This window comes from Rhodococcus sp. UNC23MFCrub1.1 (genome assembly GCF_000686025.1).
Taxonomy (GTDB): Bacteria; Actinomycetota; Actinomycetes; order Mycobacteriales; family Mycobacteriaceae; genus Rhodococcoides.
In genome coordinates this window covers 270,201-291,141 of record NZ_JMLQ01000004.1, presented here as the reverse complement: position 1 = coordinate 291,141, position 20,941 = coordinate 270,201, and the positions used below count along the sequence as shown (strand labels likewise).

Here is a 20,941-nt window from a genome sequence, read left to right as displayed (position 1 = left end):
TGGGGCGCCGGACGGCTTCATGATGGGCGGATGAGCCCGTTCGACGAACAGTCCGTGGTCCCCCGCGTCGCCAGCGCGGGGGAAGCCGTCTTCGGCCCCGGCGCGGCCGAGCCGGCCGAGGAGGGCGGCGCGCTCGACACCGTTCCCGGCACGGCCCAGACCTGGCTGCCGCATCGCACGACGTTTCCGCCGATCGACGACTACGCCTTCCTGTCGGACTGCGAGACCACGTGTCTGATCGCTCGCAACGGTGCGGTGGAGTGGATGTGCATTCCGCGACCGGACTCCCCCAGCATCTTCGGAGCGGTGCTCGATCGCGGTGCCGGGCAGTTCCGCATCGGCCCCTACGGTCAGAACGTGCCCGCGGCGCGGCGCTATCTCCCGGGCGGTCTGATCGTCGAGACCACGTGGCAGACCGAGACCGGATGGTTGGTGGTCCGCGACGCTCTGGTGATGGGCAAGTGGCACAACACGGACGAGCGCTCCCGCACGCACCGCCGGGCCCCGTCCGACTGGGACGCCGAGCACTGCCTCATCCGCAGCGTGAAGTGCGTCAGTGGAACGGTCGAGCTCGAGATGAGTTGTGAGCCCGCGTTCGACTACCACCGCAAGCCTGCCGTGTGGGAGTACACCGGCAACGTCTACGAGGAGGCGACGGCCACCGCCACGGCGGGCGACGGCACCGAACCCACCCTCAAGTTGACCACCAATCTGCGCATCGGCCTCGAGGGGCGAGAGGCCCGCGCCCGGACTCGGATGACGGAGGGCGACAACGTCTTCGTCGCGCTGTCGTGGTCGACGCTCGATCCTCCCCGCACCTTCGAGGAGTCAGCCGAGAAGATGTGGCAGACGGCGGAGTGCTGGCGCCAGTGGATCACCATCGGCCGCTTTCCCGACCATCCGTGGCGCGGGTTCCTGCAGCGCAGCGCGCTCACCCTCAAGGGTCTCACGTACGCACCGACCGGCGCGCTGCTCGCCGCGAGCACCACGTCGTTGCCGGAGACGCCGGGCGGAGAGCGGAACTGGGACTACCGGTACGCCTGGGTACGCGACTCCACCTTCGCCCTGTGGGGTCTGTACACGCTCGGCCTCGATCGCGAGGCCAACGACTTCTTCGCCTTCATCTCCGACGTGACGTCGGGCCCGGACGGCGAACCCGTTCCGCTGCAGGTGATGTACGGCATCGGCGGCGAACGCACGCTCGAGGAGGAGGAGCTCGGACACCTGTCCGGGTACGACGGAGCCGTCCCTGTGCGCATCGGTAACGGTGCCTACAACCAGGTGCAGCACGACATCTGGGGCACGATGCTCGATTCCGTCTACCTGCACGTGCGCTCGCGGGAGAATGTTCCGGAGTCGCTGTGGCCCTTGCTGAAGCGTCAGGTGGAGGAAGCGATCGAGCACTGGCGCGAGCCCGACCGGGGCATCTGGGAGGTACGTGGGGAACCGCAGCACTTCACGTCGTCCAAGGTGATGTGCTGGGTGGCGCTCGACCGCGGAGCGAAACTTGCTGTGCTGCACGGCGAGAAGGCGTACGCTGAGGAATGGTCGAGCATCGCCGACGAGATCAAGGCCGACGTTCTCGAGCACGGCGTCGACTCGCGCGGAGTCTTCACCCAGCGATACGGCGACGACTCACTCGACGCCTCGTTGCTGCTGGTGCCGCTCCTGCGGTTCCTGCCGTCGGACGACGAGCGCGTCCGGGCGACGGTGCTCGCCATCGCCGATGAGCTCACCGAGGACGGCCTGGTACTGCGCTACCGCGTCGACACCACGGACGACGGGCTCTCCGGCGAGGAGGGCACCTTCACCATCTGCTCGTTCTGGTTGGTGTCCGCACTGGTCGAGATCGGCGAACTGCACCGCGCGAAGCGACTGTGTGAACGGCTGCTCGGGTTCGCGAGCCCGCTGAAGCTCTACGCGGAGGAGATCGACGCGAAGACGGGTCGGCACCTGGGCAACTTCCCGCAGGCGTTCACCCACCTCGCGCTGATCAACGCCGTGGTGCACGTCATCCGGGCGGAGGAGGCAGCGCAGGCCGGGCAGTTCCAGCCCGCCCACGGCCACCCGCACTCCTGACGGTCAGTCGAGTCGGAGGGCGTTGACCCACAGGCGCGTCGCCGCGTGCACCAGCTGATCCGACGACCACGTCGGCGGCTCGCCGAGGGACGGCTCCACCACGAAATGGGTGAACGCCAGCCGGGAGATCATGCCCGACAACGCGAGTGATGCGACGACGGGATCCACGCCGCTGTCCGCCAGGCCTCGTCGCTGGAGACCGGCGATGCTGCGCGCGTTGCGACGGACGAACGCGTCGGCACGGTTGCGTCGGAGCCGCCGGAACCGGATGTCGATGGCCGCCACCTGTTCGAGCAGTTCCATCAGCTTCGCGTTGCGTTCGTACGCCTCGAAGTACGCGCGCGTGCTCGCCTCGATGACGGCGACCGGATCACCGTCGTCCGGCACGTGTTCGGTACCGGGGTGCATCATGTCGTCCTGCGACACCTCGAGCACCGCCGCGAAGATCTCTTCCTTGCTCGCGAAGTAGGTGTAGAACGTGCCGGACGAACAGCGAGCCTCGGCGGTGATGTCCACCAGACGGGCATCGAGGTACCCGGCACGCTCGAACACCACCCGCGCCGCCGCGACGAGTGCAGCGCGCGTGCGCACTCCGCGCGGCGTCGCCGGCGGAGTACGGAGCAGGTCCGCGTCGGCCAGCGACGGCGGATCGTCGTCGGCGGCGGACCCGGTGCCGGCCGGCGGGGTCCTGGTCATGGGTGTCCCCGCGGGAGCGACCGCGGACCTACTTCTTCTTGTCCGCGGACGCGTCGGTGGACAGGGCGGCGACGAACGCCTCCTGTGGCACGTCGACACGACCGATGGTCTTCATCCGCTTCTTGCCGGCCTTCTGCTTCTCGAGCAGTTTGCGCTTACGGCTGATGTCACCGCCGTAGCACTTCGCCAGGACGTCCTTGCGGATCGCACGGATGTTCTCGCGCGCGATGATCTTCGACCCGATCGCCGCCTGGATCGGGATCTCGTACTGCTGGCGCGGGATCAGGTCCTTGAGTCGGGTGGTCATCTTGTTGCCGTAGGCACCGGCCGCGTCGGCGTGCACGATGGCCGAGAACGCGTCGACGGCTTCGCCCTGCAGCAGGATGTCCACCTTCACCAGGTTGGCCGACTCCTCGCCGATCTCCTCGTAGTCGAGGCTCGCGTAGCCGCGGGTGCGTGACTTGAGGATGTCGAAGAAGTCGAAGATGATCTCGGCCATCGGGATGGTGTAGCGCAGCTCGACGCGGGTCTCCGACAGGTAGTCCATGCCGCCGAGCTCACCGCGGCGGCTCTGGCACAGCTCCATGATGGACCCGATGAACTCGCTCGGCGAGATGATGGTGCACTTGACCATCGGCTCGAACACGGCGCGCGCCTTGCCTTCCGGCCAGTACGACGGGTTGGTGACGATGTGCTCGGCGCCGTCGTTCATCTCCACCCGGTACACGACGTTGGGCGAGGTCGAGATCAGGTCGAGCCCGAACTCGCGCTCGAGGCGCTCGCGGGTGATCTCCATGTGCAGCAGACCGAGGAATCCGCAGCGGAACCCGAACCCGAGAGCGACGGACGTCTCCGGTTCGTAGGTGAGGGCGGCGTCGTTGAGCTGCAACTTCTCGAGGGCGTCGCGCAGATCGGGGTAATCGGACCCGTCCACCGGGTAGAGACCCGAGTAGACCATCGGCCGTGGCTCGCGATATCCGGTGAGCGCTTCGGTCGCGCCGTTGCGGGCGCTGGTGACGGTGTCTCCCACCTTCGACTGACGCACGTCCTTGACGCCGGTGATGAGATAGCCCACCTCACCGACGCCGAGGCCCTTCGTCGCCTTGGGGTCCGGCGAGACGATGCCCACCTCGACGAGCTCGTGCGTCGAACCGGTCGACATCATGGTGACCTTCTCGCGCGGCAGGATCTTGCCGTCCACCACACGCACGTACGTCACCACGCCGCGGTACGCGTCGTAGACGGAGTCGAAGATCATGGCGCGTGCGGGGCCGTCGGCGTCGCCGACCGGCGCGGGCACCAGACGGACCACCTCGTCGAGCAATGCCTCGACGCCCATGCCGGTCTTGCCCGAGACGCGCAGCACGTCGTCCGCCTCGCAGCCGACGATGTGGGCGATCTCCGCGGCGTAGCGGTCGGGGTCGGCCGCGGGCAGGTCGATCTTGTTCAGCACCGGAATGATCGTCAGATCCTTCTCGAGTGCCAGGTAGAGGTTCGCGAGCGTCTGCGCCTCGATGCCCTGTGCAGCGTCGACGAGGAGCACGGCACCCTCGCACGCCTCGAGTGCACGCGACACCTCGTAGGTGAAGTCGACGTGCCCGGGGGTGTCGATCAGGTGCAGGACGTGCTCGGTGTCCCCCACCTTCCACGGCAGGCGGACGTTCTGCGCCTTGATGGTGATGCCGCGCTCACGCTCGATGTCCATGCGATCGAGGTACTGCGCGCGCATCGACCGGTCGTCGATGACACCGGTGAGCTGCAGCATGCGGTCGGCCAGCGTCGACTTGCCATGGTCGATGTGGGCGATGATGCAGAAGTTACGGATCCTGGTGGGATCCGTGAACGTCGTGTCCGCAAAATTGGTGATGGGGTACTCCTGACGAGACGGCCGTGGTGACGTACAGAATATCTGCACGTCACCACGGCCGGGGTCCCGGGCAGGCCGGAGGCCGGTCGTGCAGGTGGGGCGGGCAGGCCGGAGGGGTCAGGCGGGGGCCGTGGTGGTGGCCGCTCCGGCACCCGCGAGGGTGCTCTCGAATGCCGGTACGAGCGAGTCGAGCAGGTACGGCAGGCTCAGCGGCGAGGTGAAGTAGATGGCGCCGGCCGTGATCGCGTCGGTGAAGACGAGCCTGTTCTCCCGCACCTCCTGCAACGACGAGTAGACCGGGTCGGCCTCGAGGGTCGCGCGGTCCTCCGGGGACTCGGTGGCCCAGAGCAGCACGTCGGCGGTGTCGAGCACGGAGAGGTTCTCCAACGGGATGTACGCCTGGGCGTCCTCCTCCTGGACGAAGGCGTCGAGCTCGGACGGGATCTCGAACCCGAGCGAGGTGAGGAAGTCGGTGCTCAGACCGTCCTGATAGGCGATGGCGTTGCCGTCGTAGATCGCGTTCTGCAGGAGGACGGCCTTCTTCCCCGCGAACTCGGGGTGGGCCTCGGCGGCCTCTCGGTACCGGGTGCGGACGTTCTCGACGAGCGCCTCCGCCTCGTCGGGCTTGCCGAGCGCGGCTCCGATGGTGCGGGTCTGCTGATCCCACGGCTCGAAGTAGGGGGAATCGACGTCGCTGTGGGCGATGGTCGGGGCGATGGCGCTCAACCGGGTGTAGTCGTCCTGCGTCATGCCGGCGTTGGTGCCGATGATGAGGTCGGGTTCGAGGGCGGTGACCTTCTCGAACTGGATGCCGTCGTCCTGGGTGAGCACCTCGGGCCGGGCGTCACCCAGCAGATCGTGAGCCCAGGGCCACGTCGCGTCCGGCTGCTCTCCGTACCACTCCGTGACACCGACGGGAACGACGCCGAGAGCCAGCAGGGTGTCCTGCTCGGTCAGTCCGACCGAGACCACACGCTGCGGATCGGCCGGCACGACGGTCTCGCCGTAGGCGTGAGTCACGGTCACCGACCCCTCGGTCGATCCGCTCTCGGTGTCGGACGAGCACGCCGACACCAGCGCCAGGACACTCAATCCGACGGCCACCACCGTGCGGTAACCCACACGTCCGACACTTCCACGCCTCACGACAACCCTCTTTCACATCGGGAATCTCCCGAAATCGGACTTAGGGTAGCCGAACCTCACTCACGGTGGTGAGCTACGTCCTCGGGTCTCGGTAGCCTGGTCGGCATGGCAACTCTGGCGTCGATCGGCAAGAAACTGGGACGACTCGCAGTGGCGGAAGGCCCGCGCCTGTTCCGGCAGCTGCAGCGGTCCGGCGCCCTCGACAAGGTGACGCAGTCGTTGGGTTCACGCATCGGCGCGTCCGGTGCCGGTGGCACGTCACCCACCGGAGCACCGTCGGGACGGCCCGTGACGTCGACCTCGATTCCCACCGCCATGCGCGCACGGCGCATCGAGTACTCCCCCGCGCTGGACGGCGCCGCGGACCCGGGCGAGGTCGTGTGGACGTGGGTGGCCTACGAGGAGGATCCGTCGCAGGGCAAGGATCGACCGGTGCTCGTGGTCGGCCGCGACGGTTCCACTCTGCTCGGCCTCATGCTCTCGAGTCAGAGCAAGCACGACGGCGACCGCGACTGGCTCGGCCTCGGAGGCGGGCCGTGGGACGCGCAGGGACGCCCGAGTTGGGTCCGTCTCGACCGCGTGCTCGACGTTCCCGAGGGCGGGATCCGACGAGAGGGAGCCGTCCTCCCCCGTGATCGTTTCGACCTGGTGGCACAGCGCCTGCGCTCCGACTTCTCCTGGCACTGAACTCGGATCACAGTCGATCGACGGCGTTCTTGGCCTCGAGCAGTGACAACCCGGTCCGCTCGCGGAGCAACTTGATCGCGACGATCGCCTGTCCCTCGTTCTTCAGTGCCGTGAGGCGTGGAACGAGGTCGTCCCACTGCGCCGGGCCCGGCGTGAGGGACTCACCGCGTTCGAGGGACTCGACCGCCACCTTCGCGTCGCGCAGTCCGGCGCCAGTTCGCTCCCGATAGACCTTGATCGCCTGAATCTTCTTGTCGGCGGCCAGCAGTCGATGAATCTCGGCGCGAGCACCGTCGTCCAGGCCGACCGTTCCGACCTCGCCGGAGGTCGTGGGCCTGCCGGATGCGGCGCGTCCGAGAAGTCGGAACGCGAGAACGGCGGCGACGAGAACGATCAGGGCGACGAGGAACCATCCGGTGGCCGACATGGTCTCCAGTGAATCACCTCCGCCCGGACGCCGCGAGGGTCGTCAGCTCCGGCCGGCTCTGGCGCACATCCATGCCGCGGTGCTACCGTGTCCGTGCGGATGTGATTCTCCGCCCCCCTCTTCCCCTTCCTCACGGGCGCCACATCCCGCGTCACATTCCTTCGAACCATCCGCACTGGTAGTGCGTTCACTGTGACCCTCACGCATTCCCCGGACTCCCTCGACATCGTCAGCGGAGCCCTGTCCCATCTCTCCCATCGCGCCCGGGCACTCGACACCGGTCCGCTCGAAGAGCCTGCGCTGCAGATCTTCTCGCACCTGGCGGCGCCTCCGGATGCGGTGATCTCGCATCGCCGCTCACTCCCCGCCTATCAGGCCGCGACCCTCGTCCTCGCCGTCGAGGCCTATGCCGATGACCGCCCGGAGGAGTCGACTTCATCTGCGGCACAACGGTGGTCGTCGGTTCGTGGCCACGAGCGTTACCACGACGATCTCGTCGCCATGCTGAGTTCCTGCCGTCGCGGTGGCAGTTGTCGCGGCGCACCGGTCGAGTACCGGTCGGTGGACGTCGGTCCCGCGTCGACGATGTCCGTCCCGGTGTTCGGGTTGCTCGACACCCACTCTCCCGGCGGTATTCCCGTGGCGGTCGCGCTCCACATTCCCGACCCGGCCCACCAGGCCCCACTCCAGATCGAGGTGCTGTCCGGCGATCGAGACGCCGGTGCGAGCACGCTGGACGCCCTCCTCTCGCTCATGACCGACCACGACGTCATGCGCGGGCAGGTCCTGACCCTGGGAGGGAGCGGTGGACGCGGCAACGGCCTCGTGAGGTTCATGGCGAGGCCCACCGTCGCGGGCGAGGACTTGATCCTTCCCGACGGCACCCTCGAGGCGATGACTCGCCATCTCGTCACCGTCGGGTCCTCCGCGGCGCGGCTCCGCGAGGCCGGCCAGCATGTGGGCCGCGGACTACTGCTGTACGGACCGCCCGGAACCGGCAAGACCCACACCGTCCGTCACCTGCTGGGACTGGTGCCGACCAGCACGGTGATCGTACTTACCGGGTCCGCGATGCGGCACATCTCGGAAGCCGCCGCGCTCGCGCGTCGACTCACCCCGTCGGTCGTGGTCGTCGAGGACGTCGATCTCATCGCCCGGGAGCGCGAGGAAACGGGTGTGAACTCGCTCCTGTTCGCCTTGCTCGATGAGATGGACGGCATGGACGGCGACGCGGACGTCACGTTCGTCCTGACCACCAACAGACCGGACTCCATCGAGCGAGCGGTCCGGGACAGGCCCGGCCGTATCGACCTCGCGGTCGAGATCCCGTTGCCCGACACCCGCGGTCGCGAACGGTTGGCACGGCTCTACCTGTCGGCCGTGAACGTGGCAGCCGATCTCACACCGCTGGTGGAGGCGACCGAGGGTGGAACGGCCTCGTACGTCCGAGAACTCGTGCGCCGCACCGTGGTGGCCGCGATCGAACGCGACGACCATGGCGCCGACGGGCACCCGACGGTGATCACCGACGACGACATCGCCGCGGTGCTCACCGCCTGCGTGGACGAGCGTCAGAGACTGACGCGCTCGCTGTTGGGCGGATCGGGCGTCAGGCCAGCCGGGTGATCTCCACGACGACGTCGAGTTCCGTGGAGCCGCCACCGGAGAAGATTCCCTTGAGGGGTGGCACGTCGGCGTAGTCGCGTCCGATTCCCACCGAGACGTGCTGTTCGTTCACCGGCACACCGTTGGTCGGGTCGTAGCCCCACCACGATCCGGTCCACGCCTCGATCCACGCGTGTGACTGACCCTCGACCGAATCACCGACCACCGCTTCGGCATTCGGGTGCAGGTAGCCCGAGACGTAGCGCGCAGGAATGCCGATACTGCGGAGCAACACCAGTGTGAGGTGTGCGTAGTCCTGGCAGACGCCCTTCTTCTCGGCCCACGCCTCCACCGCGGACGTGTGCACCCCGGTGGTGCCGGGAACGTAGGACATCTCCTGGTTCACCCAGTCGCAGACGGCCACCACGGCGTCGTACGGCCCCAGATCCTTCGCCAACTTCTTCGCGACGGACGTCAGCTGACGGTTCCGAGGGACGTAGGTGCTGTGGCCGAGCAGCTCGTTGAACCTGTCCACCACGGGGTCTGCGGCCAGGTCCTCCCAGTCGAGGGTCTCCTCCGGCGGGACGAACGCGTCCGTCTCGACGACGGAGGACCCGGCCACCTCGAGGGACGTGTGCGGAGCGTGCAGATCGAACGCCGTGACCGCGGTGCCCCAGTAGTCGGTGTACCGGTACGACCTCGTCGCCGGATCGGTCTCGACACGGTTCAGAATGACGTTCTGCCGGTTGTCGCTCCGCGGCGTCAGTCGCGCCTCGTTGTACGAGGACGTGACCGGTGCGTCGTAGTTGTACCCCGTGGTGTGCACGACGCGCATCCGCCAGCTCACAGTTCACCCTCCAATTGTGCTTCGTCCGTTCGGCTTCCGGCGTCCGTCCAGGCGACCCAGGGCGCTGCGTGGAAGTACTGCTTGGAGATCGCCTCACCCACCTCGCGGCAGGTCTCCTGCAACGACATCAGACGGTCCTGCAGGTCCTCCAGCAGAACACCCGGCTGCAGGAACTCGAGTTCACTGCGAGCGCGGCCGAGAAGTCGCTGCGCCTCGGCACGGGATCCGACGCGCATGTCGGGGTGATGGTCGAGGCTGTCGAGCGAGTGTTCGGCCTCGCTCAGTGCGTAGAACACCGAGCGCGGGAACAGCCGGTCGAGGAGCATGAACTCCAGGACGCGTTGAGCGTCGAGAGCGCCACGGTAGGTACGCAGATACGTGTCGTGTGCACCGGCCGACCGCAGCACCGTGACCCACGCCGGCGACGACGGTCGGTCGCCGGCACGGGCGAGCAGCAGGCGGACGGTCATGTCGATGCGTTCCACGGAGCGACCGAGCAGCAGGAACCGGTAGCCGTCGTCGCGGCTGAGCGTCGAGTCGGCGAGCCCGGCGAACATCGCGGCGCGCTCCTCGATGAACCCCAGGAACTCGTGGGGTCCCAGACGCTTCGACGCTCGAATGCGTTCACCCAGTGCGTTGTACGTCGTGTTGAGACATTCCCACATCTCGCTCGAGGTGACCTCGCGTGCGCCGCGAGCGTTCTCGCGGGCGCTGGACAACGAGTCGACGATGGAGCCGTTGCCCTCGCGGGAGAACGCGACGAGTTCCGTCAACGACCACACGTCCAGGCGCTCGTCGGGGAGCTCGAACCCCAACACGCGCAGCAACACTCGGGAGGTGTGGTCGGGATCGACGGTCGCGTCCTCGAGCAGCTGGTGCACCGTGACGTCGAGGATGCGCGCGGTGTCGTCGGCGCGTTCGACGTAGCGGCCGATCCAGTACAGCGATTCGGCGTTACGAGCCAACATCAGCGGGCACCGTCCTTCGGGGAGTGGGTCAGCTGTTGCTGCTGCTGTTGAATCTGCTGGCTGTTGAGCTCGGGGCCCTGCTCCGCGGTGGGTGACGACGGGGGTTCGGACACGATCTCCGCCCCGCCGAGCTCACGCTCGTCCTCCTTGGTGGCGCGGCCGGCCAGCACCCACGTGTCCTTGCTGCCGCCGCCCTGGCTCGAGTTGACCACCAGGGAGCCTTCGGGCAGCGCCACGCGGGTCAGACCGCCGGGCAGCACCCACACGTCGTCGCCGTCGTTCACGGCGAAGGGCCGCAGATCGACGTGCCGCGGTGCGAGCTGGTCACCGATCTTGGTGGGCACCGTCGACAGCTGCACCACCGGCTGCGCGATCCATCCGCGCGGATCGGCCCGGATCTTCTTGCTGATCGTGGCCAGTTCCTTGGGCGACGCGTCCGGACCGAACACGATGCCGTATCCGCCGGAGCCCTCGACGGGCTTGATCACCAGTTCGTCGACACGGTCGAGCACCTCCTCGCACTCGTCCGGCAGCCAGCACCGGTACGTGTCGACATTGGCCAGGAGCGGCTTCTCGCCGAGGTAGTACTCGATGATGGTCGGCACGTACGTGTAGGTGAGCTTGTCGTCGCCGACACCGTTGCCGATGGCGCTGGAGATGACGACGTTGCCGGCACGTGCGGCGTTGACCAGTCCGGCCACACCGAGAACGGAGTCGGGTCGGAACTGCATGGGGTCGAGGTAGTCGTCGTCGATGCGGCGGTAGATCACGTCGACCTGGCGCTCGCCCTCGGTGGTGCGCATGTAGACGACGTTGTCGCGGCAGAAGAGGTCGCGGCCCTCGACCAGCTCGACGCCCATCAGCCGGGCGAGGAGGGAGTGCTCGAAGTACGCAGAGTTCGCGACGCCGGGTGTGAGGACGACGACGGTGGGGTCCGCCTCGTTGATCGCGGCAGCGGCACGCAGGGCGCGCAGCAGGTGCGTGGCGTAGTCACCGACCGCACGCACCCGGTGGCTGGCGAACAGGTCGGGGAACACGCGCGCCATGGTGCGGCGGTTCTCCATCACGTACGAGACCCCCGACGGCGAGCGCAGGTTGTCCTCGAGGACACGGAACGTGCCCTCGGCGTCCCGGATCAGGTCGATACCGGCGACGTGGATGCGCACACCATTGGGCGGCACGATGCCGAACGCCTCGCGGTGGAAGTGTTCGCACGACGTCACCAGAGATTTCGGGACCACGCCGTCACGCAGGATCTCCTGCTCCCCGTAGATGTCCGCCAGGAAGAACTCGAGTGCCTTGACCCGCTGCTTGATCCCGCGCTCGAGCTTGTTCCACTCGGACGCCGCGATGACCCGGGGCACCTGGTCGAGAGGGAACGGACGCTCCTGCCCCTCGAGCGCGAACGTGATGCCCTGATCGACGAAGGCGCGGCCGAGGGCGTCCGAGCGGGCGTCCAGTTCCGCGGCGTCCGACGGCGCGAGCGCCTTGTGGATTCCCTTGTACGGTCCACGCAGCCCGCCGTCGCCGTCGAACATCTCGTCGAACGCCAGTCCGTACTTCCCGATGTCCCGGTAACCGTCGAAGACGCTCGGCCCGGACGAGGACTGCGACTGCGAACGGCTCTTCTTCGCCTGTGGTGCAGCGCTTGATCGGGGACTCATGGTCGCCATGCTGCCTCACAGGTACCCCTGGAGCACGGTGGACACGTTAATTCCATGCAACCTCACGAGTCACGTGCACACCGACTCCCTGCAGCGAGATCACCGAATTGGGTTACCGGACCGACGCTGGTAGTCTCGTACGTCGGACGTGGGCACGCTCGTGCGCACCCACCGTCACCAGCTTTCACAAGCACTGCACGTACGGCTCGAGAGTGTTCCCCGGAGTCAGCCGTCCCGGACCGAGAAGAGACGAAGGATAACTACGCGTGGCCAACATCAAGTCCCAGGTGAAGCGAATCGCTACCAACGAGCGTCAGCGCCTGCGCAACCAGTCGGTGAAGTCGTCGCTCCGCACCGTGATTCGCTCCTTCCGTGAGGCGACCGAAGCCGGCGACAAGGCCAAGGCCGAGGAGATCCTGCTGACTGCGAGCCGCAAGCTCGACAAGGCAGCCAGCAAGGGCGTCATCCACAAGAACCAGGCTGCCAACAAGAAGTCGGCACTGTCGCTGGCCTTCAACAAGCTCTGATCTCTCCCGAGCCCTCGCGGCTCCTCTCGAGAGTCCCTGTGCAGTTCTTCTCGAGAGTTCCTGTGCAGTAGCTTGTCAGCACTACGCCCCGGGCGAGCACGATGCCCGGGGCGTAGTCGTGTGCCCGGGCGGCGCTGTCAGCGCGAACTCAGCCCCGCCACCACGTTCACGGCGCGTTCCACCGCGTAGTCCGCATCGGCGGCCTGGCCCTTGACGTCCGCGTTGAGCGCGGCCACCACCTGCAGTGCCTCGGCGATGCGCTGCGGATCCCACATGCGGGCCTGCGCCTGCGCCTTCTTGATCTTCCACGGCGGCATCCCCAGTTCGGACGCCATCCGGAACGGATCGCCGCGGCCCGCCGAACCGACCCGCGCCACCGTGTGAACGGCCTCGGCCAGTGCGTCCGCGAGCAGCACGTGCGGTGTGCCGCCCAACATCGCCCACCGCAGTGCCTCGAGGGCGCCGGCACGGTCACCCGACACGGCCTTGTCGGCGATGTCGAAGCCCGTGACCTCCGCACGGCCCGAGTAATAGCGGCGGACCGCCGCGACATCGACCTTCCCCGCCGTGTCCGACACCAGTTGCGAGCACGCGGCGGCCAGTTCGCGGAGATCGGACCCCACCGCGTCGACGAGCGCGGCGATCGCATCGGGAGCGACGCGTGTCTCCGAGTGGGAGCGGAACTCGGCCCGCACGAAGTCGACGCGCTCCGACGCCTTGGACAGCTTCGCGCACTCGTGGACCACGGCACCGGACTTCTGCAGCGCCCCCACCATGGCCTTGGCCCGGCCTCCACCGGAGTGCAGAACGACCAGGACCACACCGTCCACCGGCGTCGCCGCGGCGTCGAGAACCAGCGTCATCGCGTCCTTACCGGCCTCCGCGGCCGCCTCGAAGACGACCACGCGATCCTCGGCGAAGAGGGAGGGGCTGAGCAGTTCCGCGAGCTCGGCGACCGTCGTGTCCCCCGCCCGCAGACGGTCGACCGGCACCTCGGCCCCGGCCCCCACCGTTGCCGCGCGCATCGCGGCCACGATGGACGACACCGCACGCTCGACGAGGAGCTCCTCGTCGCCCAGGACGAGGTGCAGGGGCTCGGGACGGGTGCTGCTCGCTGTCGAACTCACCGGTCGATGGTGCCACGGTGCGCCGACAGCCACCGACGCCGGACCATCACCGCCGCGCCCGCCGCGACGAGGACACATCCCCCGACGACGGCGGCGCCCCGAGGCCCGGTCGGAGTGAGCACCGTCGCACCGGGAGCGTCCGCCGTGTACGCGGCCACGGCCAGCAACCACCGCAGCGGCACCCACGCCACCCCGGCGACGACGGCCCCGGCCTCCACGCTCACGACGGCCACCACGGCCGCCAGCGCTCCGATCACGGTGACCGGCCCGACGACGGGTGCGGCGAGCACGTTCGCCGCCACCGAGTAGACGGAGAACGTTCCGGCCATGGCGGCGACCAGCGGCGCGGTCACCAGGTGCGCCGCCAGCGCCACGGCCACGGCGTCGAGCACCGGACGTCGGCGACCGGGCGGTGCGTCGGCGCGGCTCACCATCGCCGTCAGCACCGGGGCGAGCAGCACGAGAGCGACCGTCGCGGTCACCGACAGCGCGAACCCCCACGACACCGCCAGTCCCGGATCGACGGCCAGCAGCACCAGCACCGCGGTGCACAGGGCCGGCATCACATGGCGACGGCGGCCGGTCATCACCGCCAGCAGACCCAGCACACCCATGACCGCCGCACGCAGGACGCTGGGTGACGGTCTCGCCACCACGACGAACGCGACGAGGACGATTCCCGCGAGCGCCGCGGTGGTCCGAGGGCCGGCCGAGAGCAGCCGAGCGCCGAGGACGACACACCCGACGACGAAGGTGAAGTTCGCACCCGACACAGCGGTCAAGTGGGACATTCCGGCCGCCGTGAACGAGTCCTGGACGGAGACGTCGAGTCCCGACCTGTCCCCCACCACCATCCCCGGGAGCAGCCCCTCCTCCTCACGTGGCAGAGCGATGGCAGCGGCCTCCGCGAGAGCACGTCGCACCACGCCCGACCACCGGAGCAGGGCCGGCGCGCTCCCCACCTCGGGTGGCCCCGTGGCACGTGCGACGGCATCCACCGCGCCCACACGATCGGGAGCCGCGAGCCGCGCCCGGAACGTCACCGAGACACCCGGTTCCAGTGCCCGCCACGGATCCGGGGGCGCGAACACGGTGATCCGTGCCGACCCATCGACGACGGTGCCGCGCAGCGCCACTCGGCTTGCTCGTATCGGCACGAGCACCTGATTCGCGAACGAGCCCGTGATCGGACGTGGATCGTCCGTGACGACGCCCTCGACCGTCGCGTACGCACCGCCCAGCGCGCCCTCGCGGACCGGGCCCGTCGTCACCTCGTGCATCCGCAGGGACGACATCGCCGCGAACGCCGCGGTGACGCAGCAGGCCGCCACGACGACGAGCATCACCACCGATCCCCAGCCGTGCCGACGCCGGCACCACCAGCCGACGACCGCCACGAGCACGCACACCGCGGCCAGAGCCGCCGCGGGCCGCCACCCCGCGCCGACGGCCACCACGGTCGCAGCCCACGCCCCCACCGCACTCGGGACGAGCCGCAGATCCACGGCCGGTGCGTCGGTCACACCGTGACCAGGGGCGTCAGCTTCTCGAGCCGAGCGGGGCCGACACCGCTCACCTCGGACAGCTGATCGACGGACGTGAAGCCGCCGTTCTCGGTGCGCCACTGCACGATCGCGCCCGCGGTCACCGGACCGACACCGGGCAGGGCATCGAGCTCTGCCTCCGTCGCCTCGTTCAGCGACACCAGACCCGGGGCCTTCCCGCCGGCATCGGACGACCCCTCACCGGCCACGGACACGGGCGCTGGAGCGAGCGGTACCGACCCCGTCGTCGACCCCACCACCACCTGGTCACCGTCCGACACCTTCGCCGCCCAGTTGAGCCCGAAGAGGTCCGCGTCGTCCCGGCGCCCACCCGCGGCCGCGACGACATCGGCGATGCGGGACTCGGCGGGAACGGTGACGAGTCCGGGGCGCACCACCGCGCCGAGCACGCTGACCACGACTCCCGCGGACTCCGGTGCCGACGTCGTCGGCGTCTCGGACTCCGTGACCAGAGGAGGAAGCGGCGGCACCGCGGTGACCTGCGGAGAATCTCGCATCACCACCGCCCCCACGGCGCCCACGAGAAGGACGGCGGCCACGGCGAGCGCACGGACGCCGCGGGACCCCGGATCGATCCGGAAGCGCGAGCCGACGAGACCCGCGCGGCGATGCACCGCGTCGGACCGGCCGCCGTCGGGGTCGGCCGGCTCGGGAGCAGCGATCTCGGGTGCCATGCCCGCGACGGTAGGCCCGGGCCAGGACGAGACGAGCCGCCGCCGGGCTCATCTGTGGACGGCCACGACCCTGTGGATCAGATGCGGGCGGAGGCGCGCACGGCAGCGACGACGGACTCGGCCACGCGCACGTGTGCGTCCCAACCCCAGTGAATACCATCGGGATTCGCGTTCCCGGACACGATGTTCTCCTCGACGGCCGCCTTGAGGTCGACGAGCGGGAGATCGTGTCCCACCGCCCACGCCGTAGTCGCGCGCACCGCTGGTTCGCGGCCGGTGTGCACTCGTCCGTAGGCGTCGCATCGATGCACCGACGGGAGCGTCGCGATGACGGGTATCTCCGGACGCACTGCCGCGAGGGCGGCGCGGATCTGCTCGAGGTAGTCGACACTCAGATGCGGCGGCAGGGCCACCGGACGGCCCAGGTGTGAGAGCCGCGGCTGCAGCCACCCGTAGGCGGCGCGCACACCGCGCCGCAGGATGGGCGGTCGGACGTAGCGGATCTGCTCCCGCAGGGCCGTCGGCAGAGGTGACGGCAACGAGTCCATCCCGCCGGTCGCGAGGACCACCGCCCCGGCACGCGGTATCGACGCCCACACACGGGGATCCTGGGTGAGTGCCCACCAGGCGTCGCGGCAGGTCCAGCCGATGCGACCGACGAGCTCGACGTCCCACCCCAGTTCGCGCGCGACGAGGGTGGGCCAGATGCGGGGATGATCGGCCGGCAGACCGCCCTCGGGACCGTAGTACGCGAGCGAATCCGCGAGGACGAGCAGGACCGGGCGATCCGCGGCGGACATCAGAGAACGTCACCCGCCACGGCGGCCGTCGCGTTCCACACGTCCAGGCGCCAGGAGACGTCGTCCGTTCCGTGTCCGGCGACCTGCACCCAGCTGGCATTCCCCAGTCCCCCGAGCACCGGCCACCGGTCGACCGGCAGATCGAGCAGTGCGGCCGTGAGCGCGGCGATGGTTCCACCGTGGGCGACCACGACGACGGGCGCCGTGGTCCACTCCGGGTCCTTCAGCAGCTCCTGGATCAGCGGCATCGAGCGCTCGGCGACGTCCACGCGCGACTCGCCGCCCGGCGGACGGAACTCGGCGTCGGCGCGCCACGATTCGCGGACGCCGGGTGAGACGTCGTCGACGTCGAAGTGCGTCAGCCCCTGCCAGTCACCGAGGTGCGTCTCCCGGAGCCGCTGGTCGAGCTCGACGGGAACACCCGTGGCCGTCGACAGCGCGGTCGCCGTGTCGTGTGCCCGTCGCAGATCGGACGAGACGATGCGATGCGGCTGCAGCAATGCCAACGCTCGAGCGGCGACCTCGGCCTGTGTGCGACCCAGCTCGGTCAGGTCGGTGTCGAGATGACCCTGCATGCGCGAGGCCGCGTTGTACTCGGTCTGACCGTGCCGGAGCAGCACCAACCGACGAACGGACGTCACTCGTCCGGTTCGGTGACGCGATCGACACCGTGGTCGAGGGCGTCGTCGACACCGTGATCGTCGGTGCCGTACTGCGTCGAGGTGTCCGTGGCTCCGAGACCCTCGATCTCGAGGACCGGGCAGTCCTTCCACAGACGCTCGAGGGCGTAGAAGTGACGCTCGTCGTTGTGGAGCACGTGGACGACCACGTCGACGTAGTCGAGCAGTGCCCATCGGCCCTCGCGGGTGCCCTCACGACGAACGGGCTGGCTGCCCGCCTCGCGGAGCTTCTCCTCGATGTTCTCGACGATGGCGTTGACCTGGCGCTCGTTGGGTGCCGACGCGATGACGAAGCAGTCGGTGATGACCAGCTGGTCGGAGACGTCGAGGGCCATGACGTCGGCGGCGAGCTTCTCGTCCGCCGCGAGTGCGGCGATGCTGGCGACCCTGATGGCCTCGGGTGTAGCGCTCACGTGGTGTTCTCTCCTGGTAGGGCTGATGCGGTGGTGGCGGAAGTGCCGGTGTGCTGGGGTGCGGGCTCGGAGACGGTCGCGATGCCGTCGTGACGCTCCTCCCCGGCGGGTCGGTACAGGTCCCGCTTCGAGATGTACTGGACGACGCCGTCCGGCACGAGGTACCAGACGGGACGGTTCTCGGCGGCACGCCGTCGACATTCCGTGGACGAGATGGCCAGAGCCGGGATCTCCACGAGGGTCAGGACGTCCTTCGGCAACCGATCGAGGTACTCGGCCAGATGGTCGGCACCCAGTTCGTACCCGGGGCGGGACACGCCGACGAAGCGGGCCAGCTCGAACAGTTCCTGCCAGTTCTGCCAGCCGATGATGCTGCTGAGAGCATCGGCCCCGGTGATGAAGAACAACTGGTCACCGGGATGCTGGTCGGCGAGATCGCGAAGCGTGTCGACGGTGTACGTCGGCTTGGCACGGTCGAGGTCGACGCGGCTGACGGAGAAGCGAGGGTTCGACGCGGTGGCGACGACCGTCATGAGGTAGCGGTCCTCCGCCGGGCTCACCGTCCGGTCCTGCTTCTGCCAGGGCTGGCCGGTGGGAACGAAGACGACCTCGTCGAGCTGGAACCGGTCGGCGACCTCACTGGCGGCCACGAGGTGCCCGTGGTGAATGGGGTCGAACGTGCCACCCATGACGCCGAGACGTCGCGGGCGTCGGCCCTCGGGCGGCGTCGTCGGTTCCTGCACGAGTGACGACTCTACGTGGACCTGCCCCGAACAGAGGATTCGGCCGAACCGAGAGACGTCAGGATCCCGTGGGAAGGAGCCGCGACACGACCTCGGCCAGTTGCGCCGCCGACCGGCACTCGTGCATCGAGATCACCCGCCGATAGACGTCGGCGGCCGAGTCACCGGTCCCCCACTGCGCCTTCGGCTCGGGGTTGAGCCAGTGCGCGTGCCGGGCGACGGTGACCATGCGGGCGAGGGACTCGGTGCGCGGATCGCGGTAGTTGGTGCGGGCATCGCCCAGGATCAACAGCGACGCCCGAGGACCGATGGCATCGAGGTGATGCGCGGTGAAGGTCTCGAAGGAGTGGCCGTAGTCGGAATGGCCGTCGTAGGTGATCAGCTCCGACTCCGCGATCATGCGCGACATCGACTCGGCGAGCGACGCGCGTCCGGCCGAGGCGTCGAAGAACCGGGTCACCTCGTCGGCGGTGTCGATGAACGCGAAGACACGCACTCGGGAGAACTGTTCGCGCAACGTGTGCACGAGCAGCAGGGTGAACTGGCTGAAGCCGGCGACCGATCCCGAGACGTCGCAGAAGATCACCAGTTCGGGCCGCGCGGTGCGGGGCTTGCGGTTGGCCAGGTCGATGGGGACGCCGCCCGTCGACAAGGACTTGCGCAGGGTGCGCCGCAGGTCGATCGACCCCGCTCGCGACCGCCGTCGACGGGCCGCCAGTCGGCTCGCCAGGAGCCGCGCCAACGGAGCGACGTTCTTGCGGAGGGCCGCCAGTTCCGACTCGGACGCGCGGAGGAAGTCGACGTCCTCGGCCAGGCGCGGGACGCCGTAGGACGCCACCCGTTCCTTGCCCAGCACCTCGGCGGTGCGGCGACGGGTCTCCTTCTCGATCATCGACCGGAACTCCGCGATGCGGACCGCGGCCGTCCGACGGGCCAGTTCGGACTCGAACTCGCCGGTCGTGGGTGCACCGGGACCGCTGGAGCGGCCGATCAGTCCGTCGAGAATCTTCGCCAGCAGCGTCGACGGCTCCACCGTGCGCAGCGTCTGGTACTCCGAGAACGACTCGCCGCGGCTGGAGCTGTACTTGCCGTAGGTCTCGACGATGTCGCCCACCAGGCGCTCGACCTGCGCCATGGCCTCCGCGGAACCGTCCGCGAGCAGCTCCGCCAGCACGTGTTTCAGAGCGTCGAGATCGACGGTGCCGTCCTCGGCGAGAGGCGGGCCGACCGTGTTCTCCTCGTCGGCGGTCCGCGCACCGATCGCGGCCGGGAACCACAGATCGAAGAGCGCGTCGAACGCGGGGCGATGGCCGGGTCGGCGCACCAGCGCGCACGCGAGACCCTCCCGCACCACCACCCGATCGAGGATGTCGAGAACGGCCAGCACCGCGCCCGCGTCGACCGTCTCCGACGGGCCGACGTCGATACCGCGGCGACGCAGCGCCTCCACGAACCCCACCAGGTGTGCGGGGATGCCGGAGATGTCCACCGTCCCGGTCACGGGTCAGCCGAGTCGGAGTTCGGCGACGGCGCGGTCCTGATCGGAGCGGTGCTTGAGAATGACGCCGAGCGTCGACCGCACGGCCGTGTCGCTCACCTCGTCCATGCCCAGAGCCAGCAGGGTGCGGCCCCAGTCGATGGTCTCGGCGACCGACGGCAACTTCTGCAACTGCATGTCCCGCAACACCTGCACGATGCGCACCATCTGCTCGGCCATCGCCTCCGGCAGCTCCGGGACCCGGCTGGCCAGGATGCGCCGCTCCAGGTCGGCGTCCGGGAAGTCGAGATGCAGGAACAGGCAGCGACGCTTCAGCGCCTCCGACAACTCGCGTGTCGCGTTGGAGGTCAGCACCGTGAACGGCCGCCTGGTCGCCGAGATGGTGCCGAGCTCCGGCACGGTGATCGCGAAGTCGCTGAGCACTTCGAGGAGCAGGCCCTCGATCTCGATGTCCGCCTTGTCGGTCTCGTCGATCAGCAGCACGGTGGGATCCGATCGACGGATCGCCGTGAGCAGGGGCCGCGACAGCAGGAACTCCTCGGAGAACACGTCGTGGCGTGTCTCGTCCCACCCCGCGCCGGAACTCGACTGGATGCGCAGGATCTGCTTCGCGTGGTTCCACTCGTACAGTGCCCGCGCCTCGTCGACGCCCTCGTAGCACTGCAGGCGGACCAGTTCGGCTCCCGCGGCCTGCGAGACGGCGCGAGCCAGCTCCGTCTTGCCGACACCTGCCGGGCCCTCGATGAGCAGCGGCTTGCCCAGACGATCGGCGAGGAACACCGCCGTGGCGGTCGCCTTGTCGGCGAGGTACCCCGTGGCGGCGAGGCGGGTCGCCACGTCGTCGACGTCGGAGAAGAACGGAACGATGTCGGAGTACGTCTGCGTCACGCCGGGCCTTTCGGTTGTTCCAGAGAGGTGGTGGAGGCGG

20 protein-coding genes are annotated in these 20,941 nt (G+C 68.9%); 4 read left to right on the top strand and 16 right to left on the bottom strand.

Translation table 11 applies throughout. The features are described 5' to 3' along the window. Window positions 1-30: 30 nt before the first annotated feature. Complete coding sequence (locus BR07_RS0112315; protein ID WP_027505707.1) at window positions 31-2,079, top strand: glycoside hydrolase family 15 protein; 2,049 nt, start codon at window positions 31-33, stop codon at window positions 2,077-2,079. Window positions 2,080-2,082: 3 nt separating this feature from the next. Here BR07_RS0112315 and BR07_RS0112310 read toward each other — a convergent pair whose 3' ends face one another. The 3 genes from BR07_RS0112310 to BR07_RS24380 all read right to left on the bottom strand — a co-directional run bounded on the left by BR07_RS0112310 (window position 2,083) and on the right by BR07_RS24380 (window position 5,764). Next, window positions 2,083-2,775 (bottom strand): TetR/AcrR family transcriptional regulator, encoded by a 693-nt coding sequence (locus tag BR07_RS0112310; protein ID WP_051613349.1) that lies wholly within the window; start codon window positions 2,773-2,775, stop codon window positions 2,083-2,085. 28 nt (window positions 2,776-2,803) lie between these two features. Further along, a complete protein-coding gene (gene lepA, locus BR07_RS0112305) occupies window positions 2,804-4,690 on the bottom strand; it encodes a translation elongation factor 4 (protein ID WP_269320095.1) in 1,887 nt (628 codons plus the stop codon). A 69-nt stretch (window positions 4,691-4,759) separates the two neighbouring features. Then, a complete protein-coding gene (locus BR07_RS24380; protein WP_051613348.1) occupies window positions 4,760-5,764 on the bottom strand; it encodes an iron-siderophore ABC transporter substrate-binding protein in 1,005 nt (334 codons plus the stop codon). Between the two features lie 129 nt (window positions 5,765-5,893). Between BR07_RS24380 and BR07_RS0112290 the strand changes: the two genes are divergently transcribed. Continuing rightward, entirely contained in the window at window positions 5,894-6,475 is a 582-nt protein-coding gene (locus BR07_RS0112290; protein WP_027505704.1) for a type II toxin-antitoxin system PemK/MazF family toxin, read from the top strand. Window positions 6,476-6,482: 7 nt separating this feature from the next. Here BR07_RS0112290 and BR07_RS27860 read toward each other — a convergent pair whose 3' ends face one another. Next, entirely contained in the window at window positions 6,483-6,902 is a 420-nt protein-coding gene (locus tag BR07_RS27860) for a hypothetical protein (protein ID WP_051613347.1), read from the bottom strand. A gap of 192 nt (window positions 6,903-7,094) precedes the next feature. Here BR07_RS27860 and BR07_RS24365 point away from each other — a divergent pair, with 192 nt between their 5' ends. After that, window positions 7,095-8,528, top strand: a complete 1,434-nt coding sequence (locus tag BR07_RS24365) for an AAA family ATPase (RefSeq protein WP_051613346.1) — start codon at window positions 7,095-7,097, stop codon at window positions 8,526-8,528. Here the strand turns inward: BR07_RS24365 and BR07_RS0112275 are convergent. From BR07_RS0112275 to BR07_RS0112265, 3 genes are read right to left on the bottom strand one after another with little or no spacing between them, the layout of a single operon-like run. Further along, entirely contained in the window at window positions 8,512-9,342 is an 831-nt protein-coding gene (locus BR07_RS0112275; protein ID WP_081821251.1) for a transglutaminase family protein, read from the bottom strand. The genes BR07_RS24365 and BR07_RS0112275 overlap by 17 nt on opposite strands. An 8-nt stretch (window positions 9,343-9,350) precedes the next feature. Then, window positions 9,351-10,322, bottom strand: coding sequence for an alpha-E domain-containing protein (locus tag BR07_RS0112270; RefSeq protein WP_027505702.1), 972 nt, complete (start codon window positions 10,320-10,322; stop codon window positions 9,351-9,353). Then, entirely contained in the window at window positions 10,322-11,986 is a 1,665-nt protein-coding gene (locus tag BR07_RS0112265; RefSeq protein ID WP_197027785.1) for a circularly permuted type 2 ATP-grasp protein, read from the bottom strand. The genes BR07_RS0112270 and BR07_RS0112265 overlap by 1 nt, the downstream gene beginning before the upstream one ends. Before the next feature lie 266 nt (window positions 11,987-12,252). On the opposite strand from BR07_RS0112265, the gene rpsT reads away from it, so the two are divergent. Next, entirely contained in the window at window positions 12,253-12,513 is a 261-nt protein-coding gene (rpsT, locus tag BR07_RS0112260) for a 30S ribosomal protein S20 (protein ID WP_027505700.1), read from the top strand. A gap of 137 nt (window positions 12,514-12,650) precedes the next feature. Here the strand turns inward: rpsT and holA are convergent, their stop codons facing one another. The 9 genes from holA to BR07_RS0112215 all read right to left on the bottom strand — a co-directional run bounded on the left by holA (window position 12,651) and on the right by BR07_RS0112215 (window position 20,901). Continuing rightward, a complete protein-coding gene (holA, locus tag BR07_RS0112255) occupies window positions 12,651-13,640 on the bottom strand; it encodes a DNA polymerase III subunit delta (protein WP_027505699.1) in 990 nt (329 codons plus the stop codon). After that, window positions 13,637-15,163 (bottom strand): ComEC/Rec2 family competence protein, encoded by a 1,527-nt coding sequence (locus tag BR07_RS0112250; protein WP_027505698.1) that lies wholly within the window; start codon window positions 15,161-15,163, stop codon window positions 13,637-13,639. The genes holA and BR07_RS0112250 overlap by 4 nt, the downstream gene beginning before the upstream one ends. Continuing rightward, on the bottom strand, window positions 15,160-15,879 hold the full coding sequence (locus tag BR07_RS24360; RefSeq protein WP_051613345.1) for a ComEA family DNA-binding protein: 720 nt from the start codon (window positions 15,877-15,879) through the stop codon (window positions 15,160-15,162). The genes BR07_RS0112250 and BR07_RS24360 overlap by 4 nt, the downstream gene beginning before the upstream one ends. Window positions 15,880-15,956: 77 nt before the next feature. Further along, the gene (octT, locus tag BR07_RS0112240) at window positions 15,957-16,679 is read right to left on the bottom strand and encodes a diglucosylglycerate octanoyltransferase (protein ID WP_027505697.1); all 723 of its coding nucleotides are present in this window, start codon (window positions 16,677-16,679) and stop codon (window positions 15,957-15,959) included. Beyond that, window positions 16,679-17,320: a histidine phosphatase family protein gene (locus tag BR07_RS0112235; protein ID WP_027505696.1), complete on the bottom strand. Its 642-nt coding sequence runs from the start codon at window positions 17,318-17,320 to the stop codon at window positions 16,679-16,681. Before BR07_RS0112235 ends, octT begins: the two co-directional genes overlap by 1 nt. Further along, complete coding sequence (gene rsfS, locus BR07_RS24355) at window positions 17,317-17,772, bottom strand: ribosome silencing factor (RefSeq protein WP_051613344.1); 456 nt, start codon at window positions 17,770-17,772, stop codon at window positions 17,317-17,319. Before rsfS ends, BR07_RS0112235 begins: the two co-directional genes overlap by 4 nt. Then, window positions 17,769-18,515, bottom strand: coding sequence for a nicotinate-nucleotide adenylyltransferase (nadD, locus tag BR07_RS0112225; RefSeq protein ID WP_268788579.1), 747 nt, complete (start codon window positions 18,513-18,515; stop codon window positions 17,769-17,771). The genes rsfS and nadD overlap by 4 nt, the downstream gene beginning before the upstream one ends. A gap of 58 nt (window positions 18,516-18,573) precedes the next feature. Beyond that, window positions 18,574-20,016 (bottom strand): vWA domain-containing protein, encoded by a 1,443-nt coding sequence (locus BR07_RS0112220; RefSeq protein WP_027505694.1) that lies wholly within the window; start codon window positions 20,014-20,016, stop codon window positions 18,574-18,576. A 3-nt stretch (window positions 20,017-20,019) separates the two neighbouring features. Further along, window positions 20,020-20,901, bottom strand: coding sequence for an AAA family ATPase (locus BR07_RS0112215; protein ID WP_027505693.1), 882 nt, complete (start codon window positions 20,899-20,901; stop codon window positions 20,020-20,022). Between the last annotated feature and the right edge of the window lie 40 nt (window positions 20,902-20,941).

Coding starts and splice junctions, on each gene's coding strand:
- BR07_RS0112315 (WP_027505707.1), top strand. CDS start 31: ATGAGCCCGTTCGACGAACAGTCCGTGGTCCCCCGCGTCGCCAGCGCG.
- BR07_RS0112310 (WP_051613349.1), bottom strand. CDS start 2,775: ATGACCAGGACCCCGCCGGCCGGCACCGGGTCCGCCGCCGACGACGAT.
- BR07_RS0112290 (WP_027505704.1), top strand. CDS start 5,894: ATGGCAACTCTGGCGTCGATCGGCAAGAAACTGGGACGACTCGCAGTG.
- BR07_RS27860 (WP_051613347.1), bottom strand. CDS start 6,902: ATGTCGGCCACCGGATGGTTCCTCGTCGCCCTGATCGTTCTCGTCGCC.
- BR07_RS0112275 (WP_081821251.1), bottom strand. CDS start 9,342: ATGCGCGTCGTGCACACCACGGGGTACAACTACGACGCACCGGTCACG.
- BR07_RS0112270 (WP_027505702.1), bottom strand. CDS start 10,322: ATGTTGGCTCGTAACGCCGAATCGCTGTACTGGATCGGCCGCTACGTC.
- BR07_RS0112265 (WP_197027785.1), bottom strand. CDS start 11,986: ATGAGTCCCCGATCAAGCGCTGCACCACAGGCGAAGAAGAGCCGTTCG.
- BR07_RS24360 (WP_051613345.1), bottom strand. CDS start 15,879: ATGGCACCCGAGATCGCTGCTCCCGAGCCGGCCGACCCCGACGGCGGC.
- octT (WP_027505697.1), bottom strand. CDS start 16,679: ATGTCCGCCGCGGATCGCCCGGTCCTGCTCGTCCTCGCGGATTCGCTC.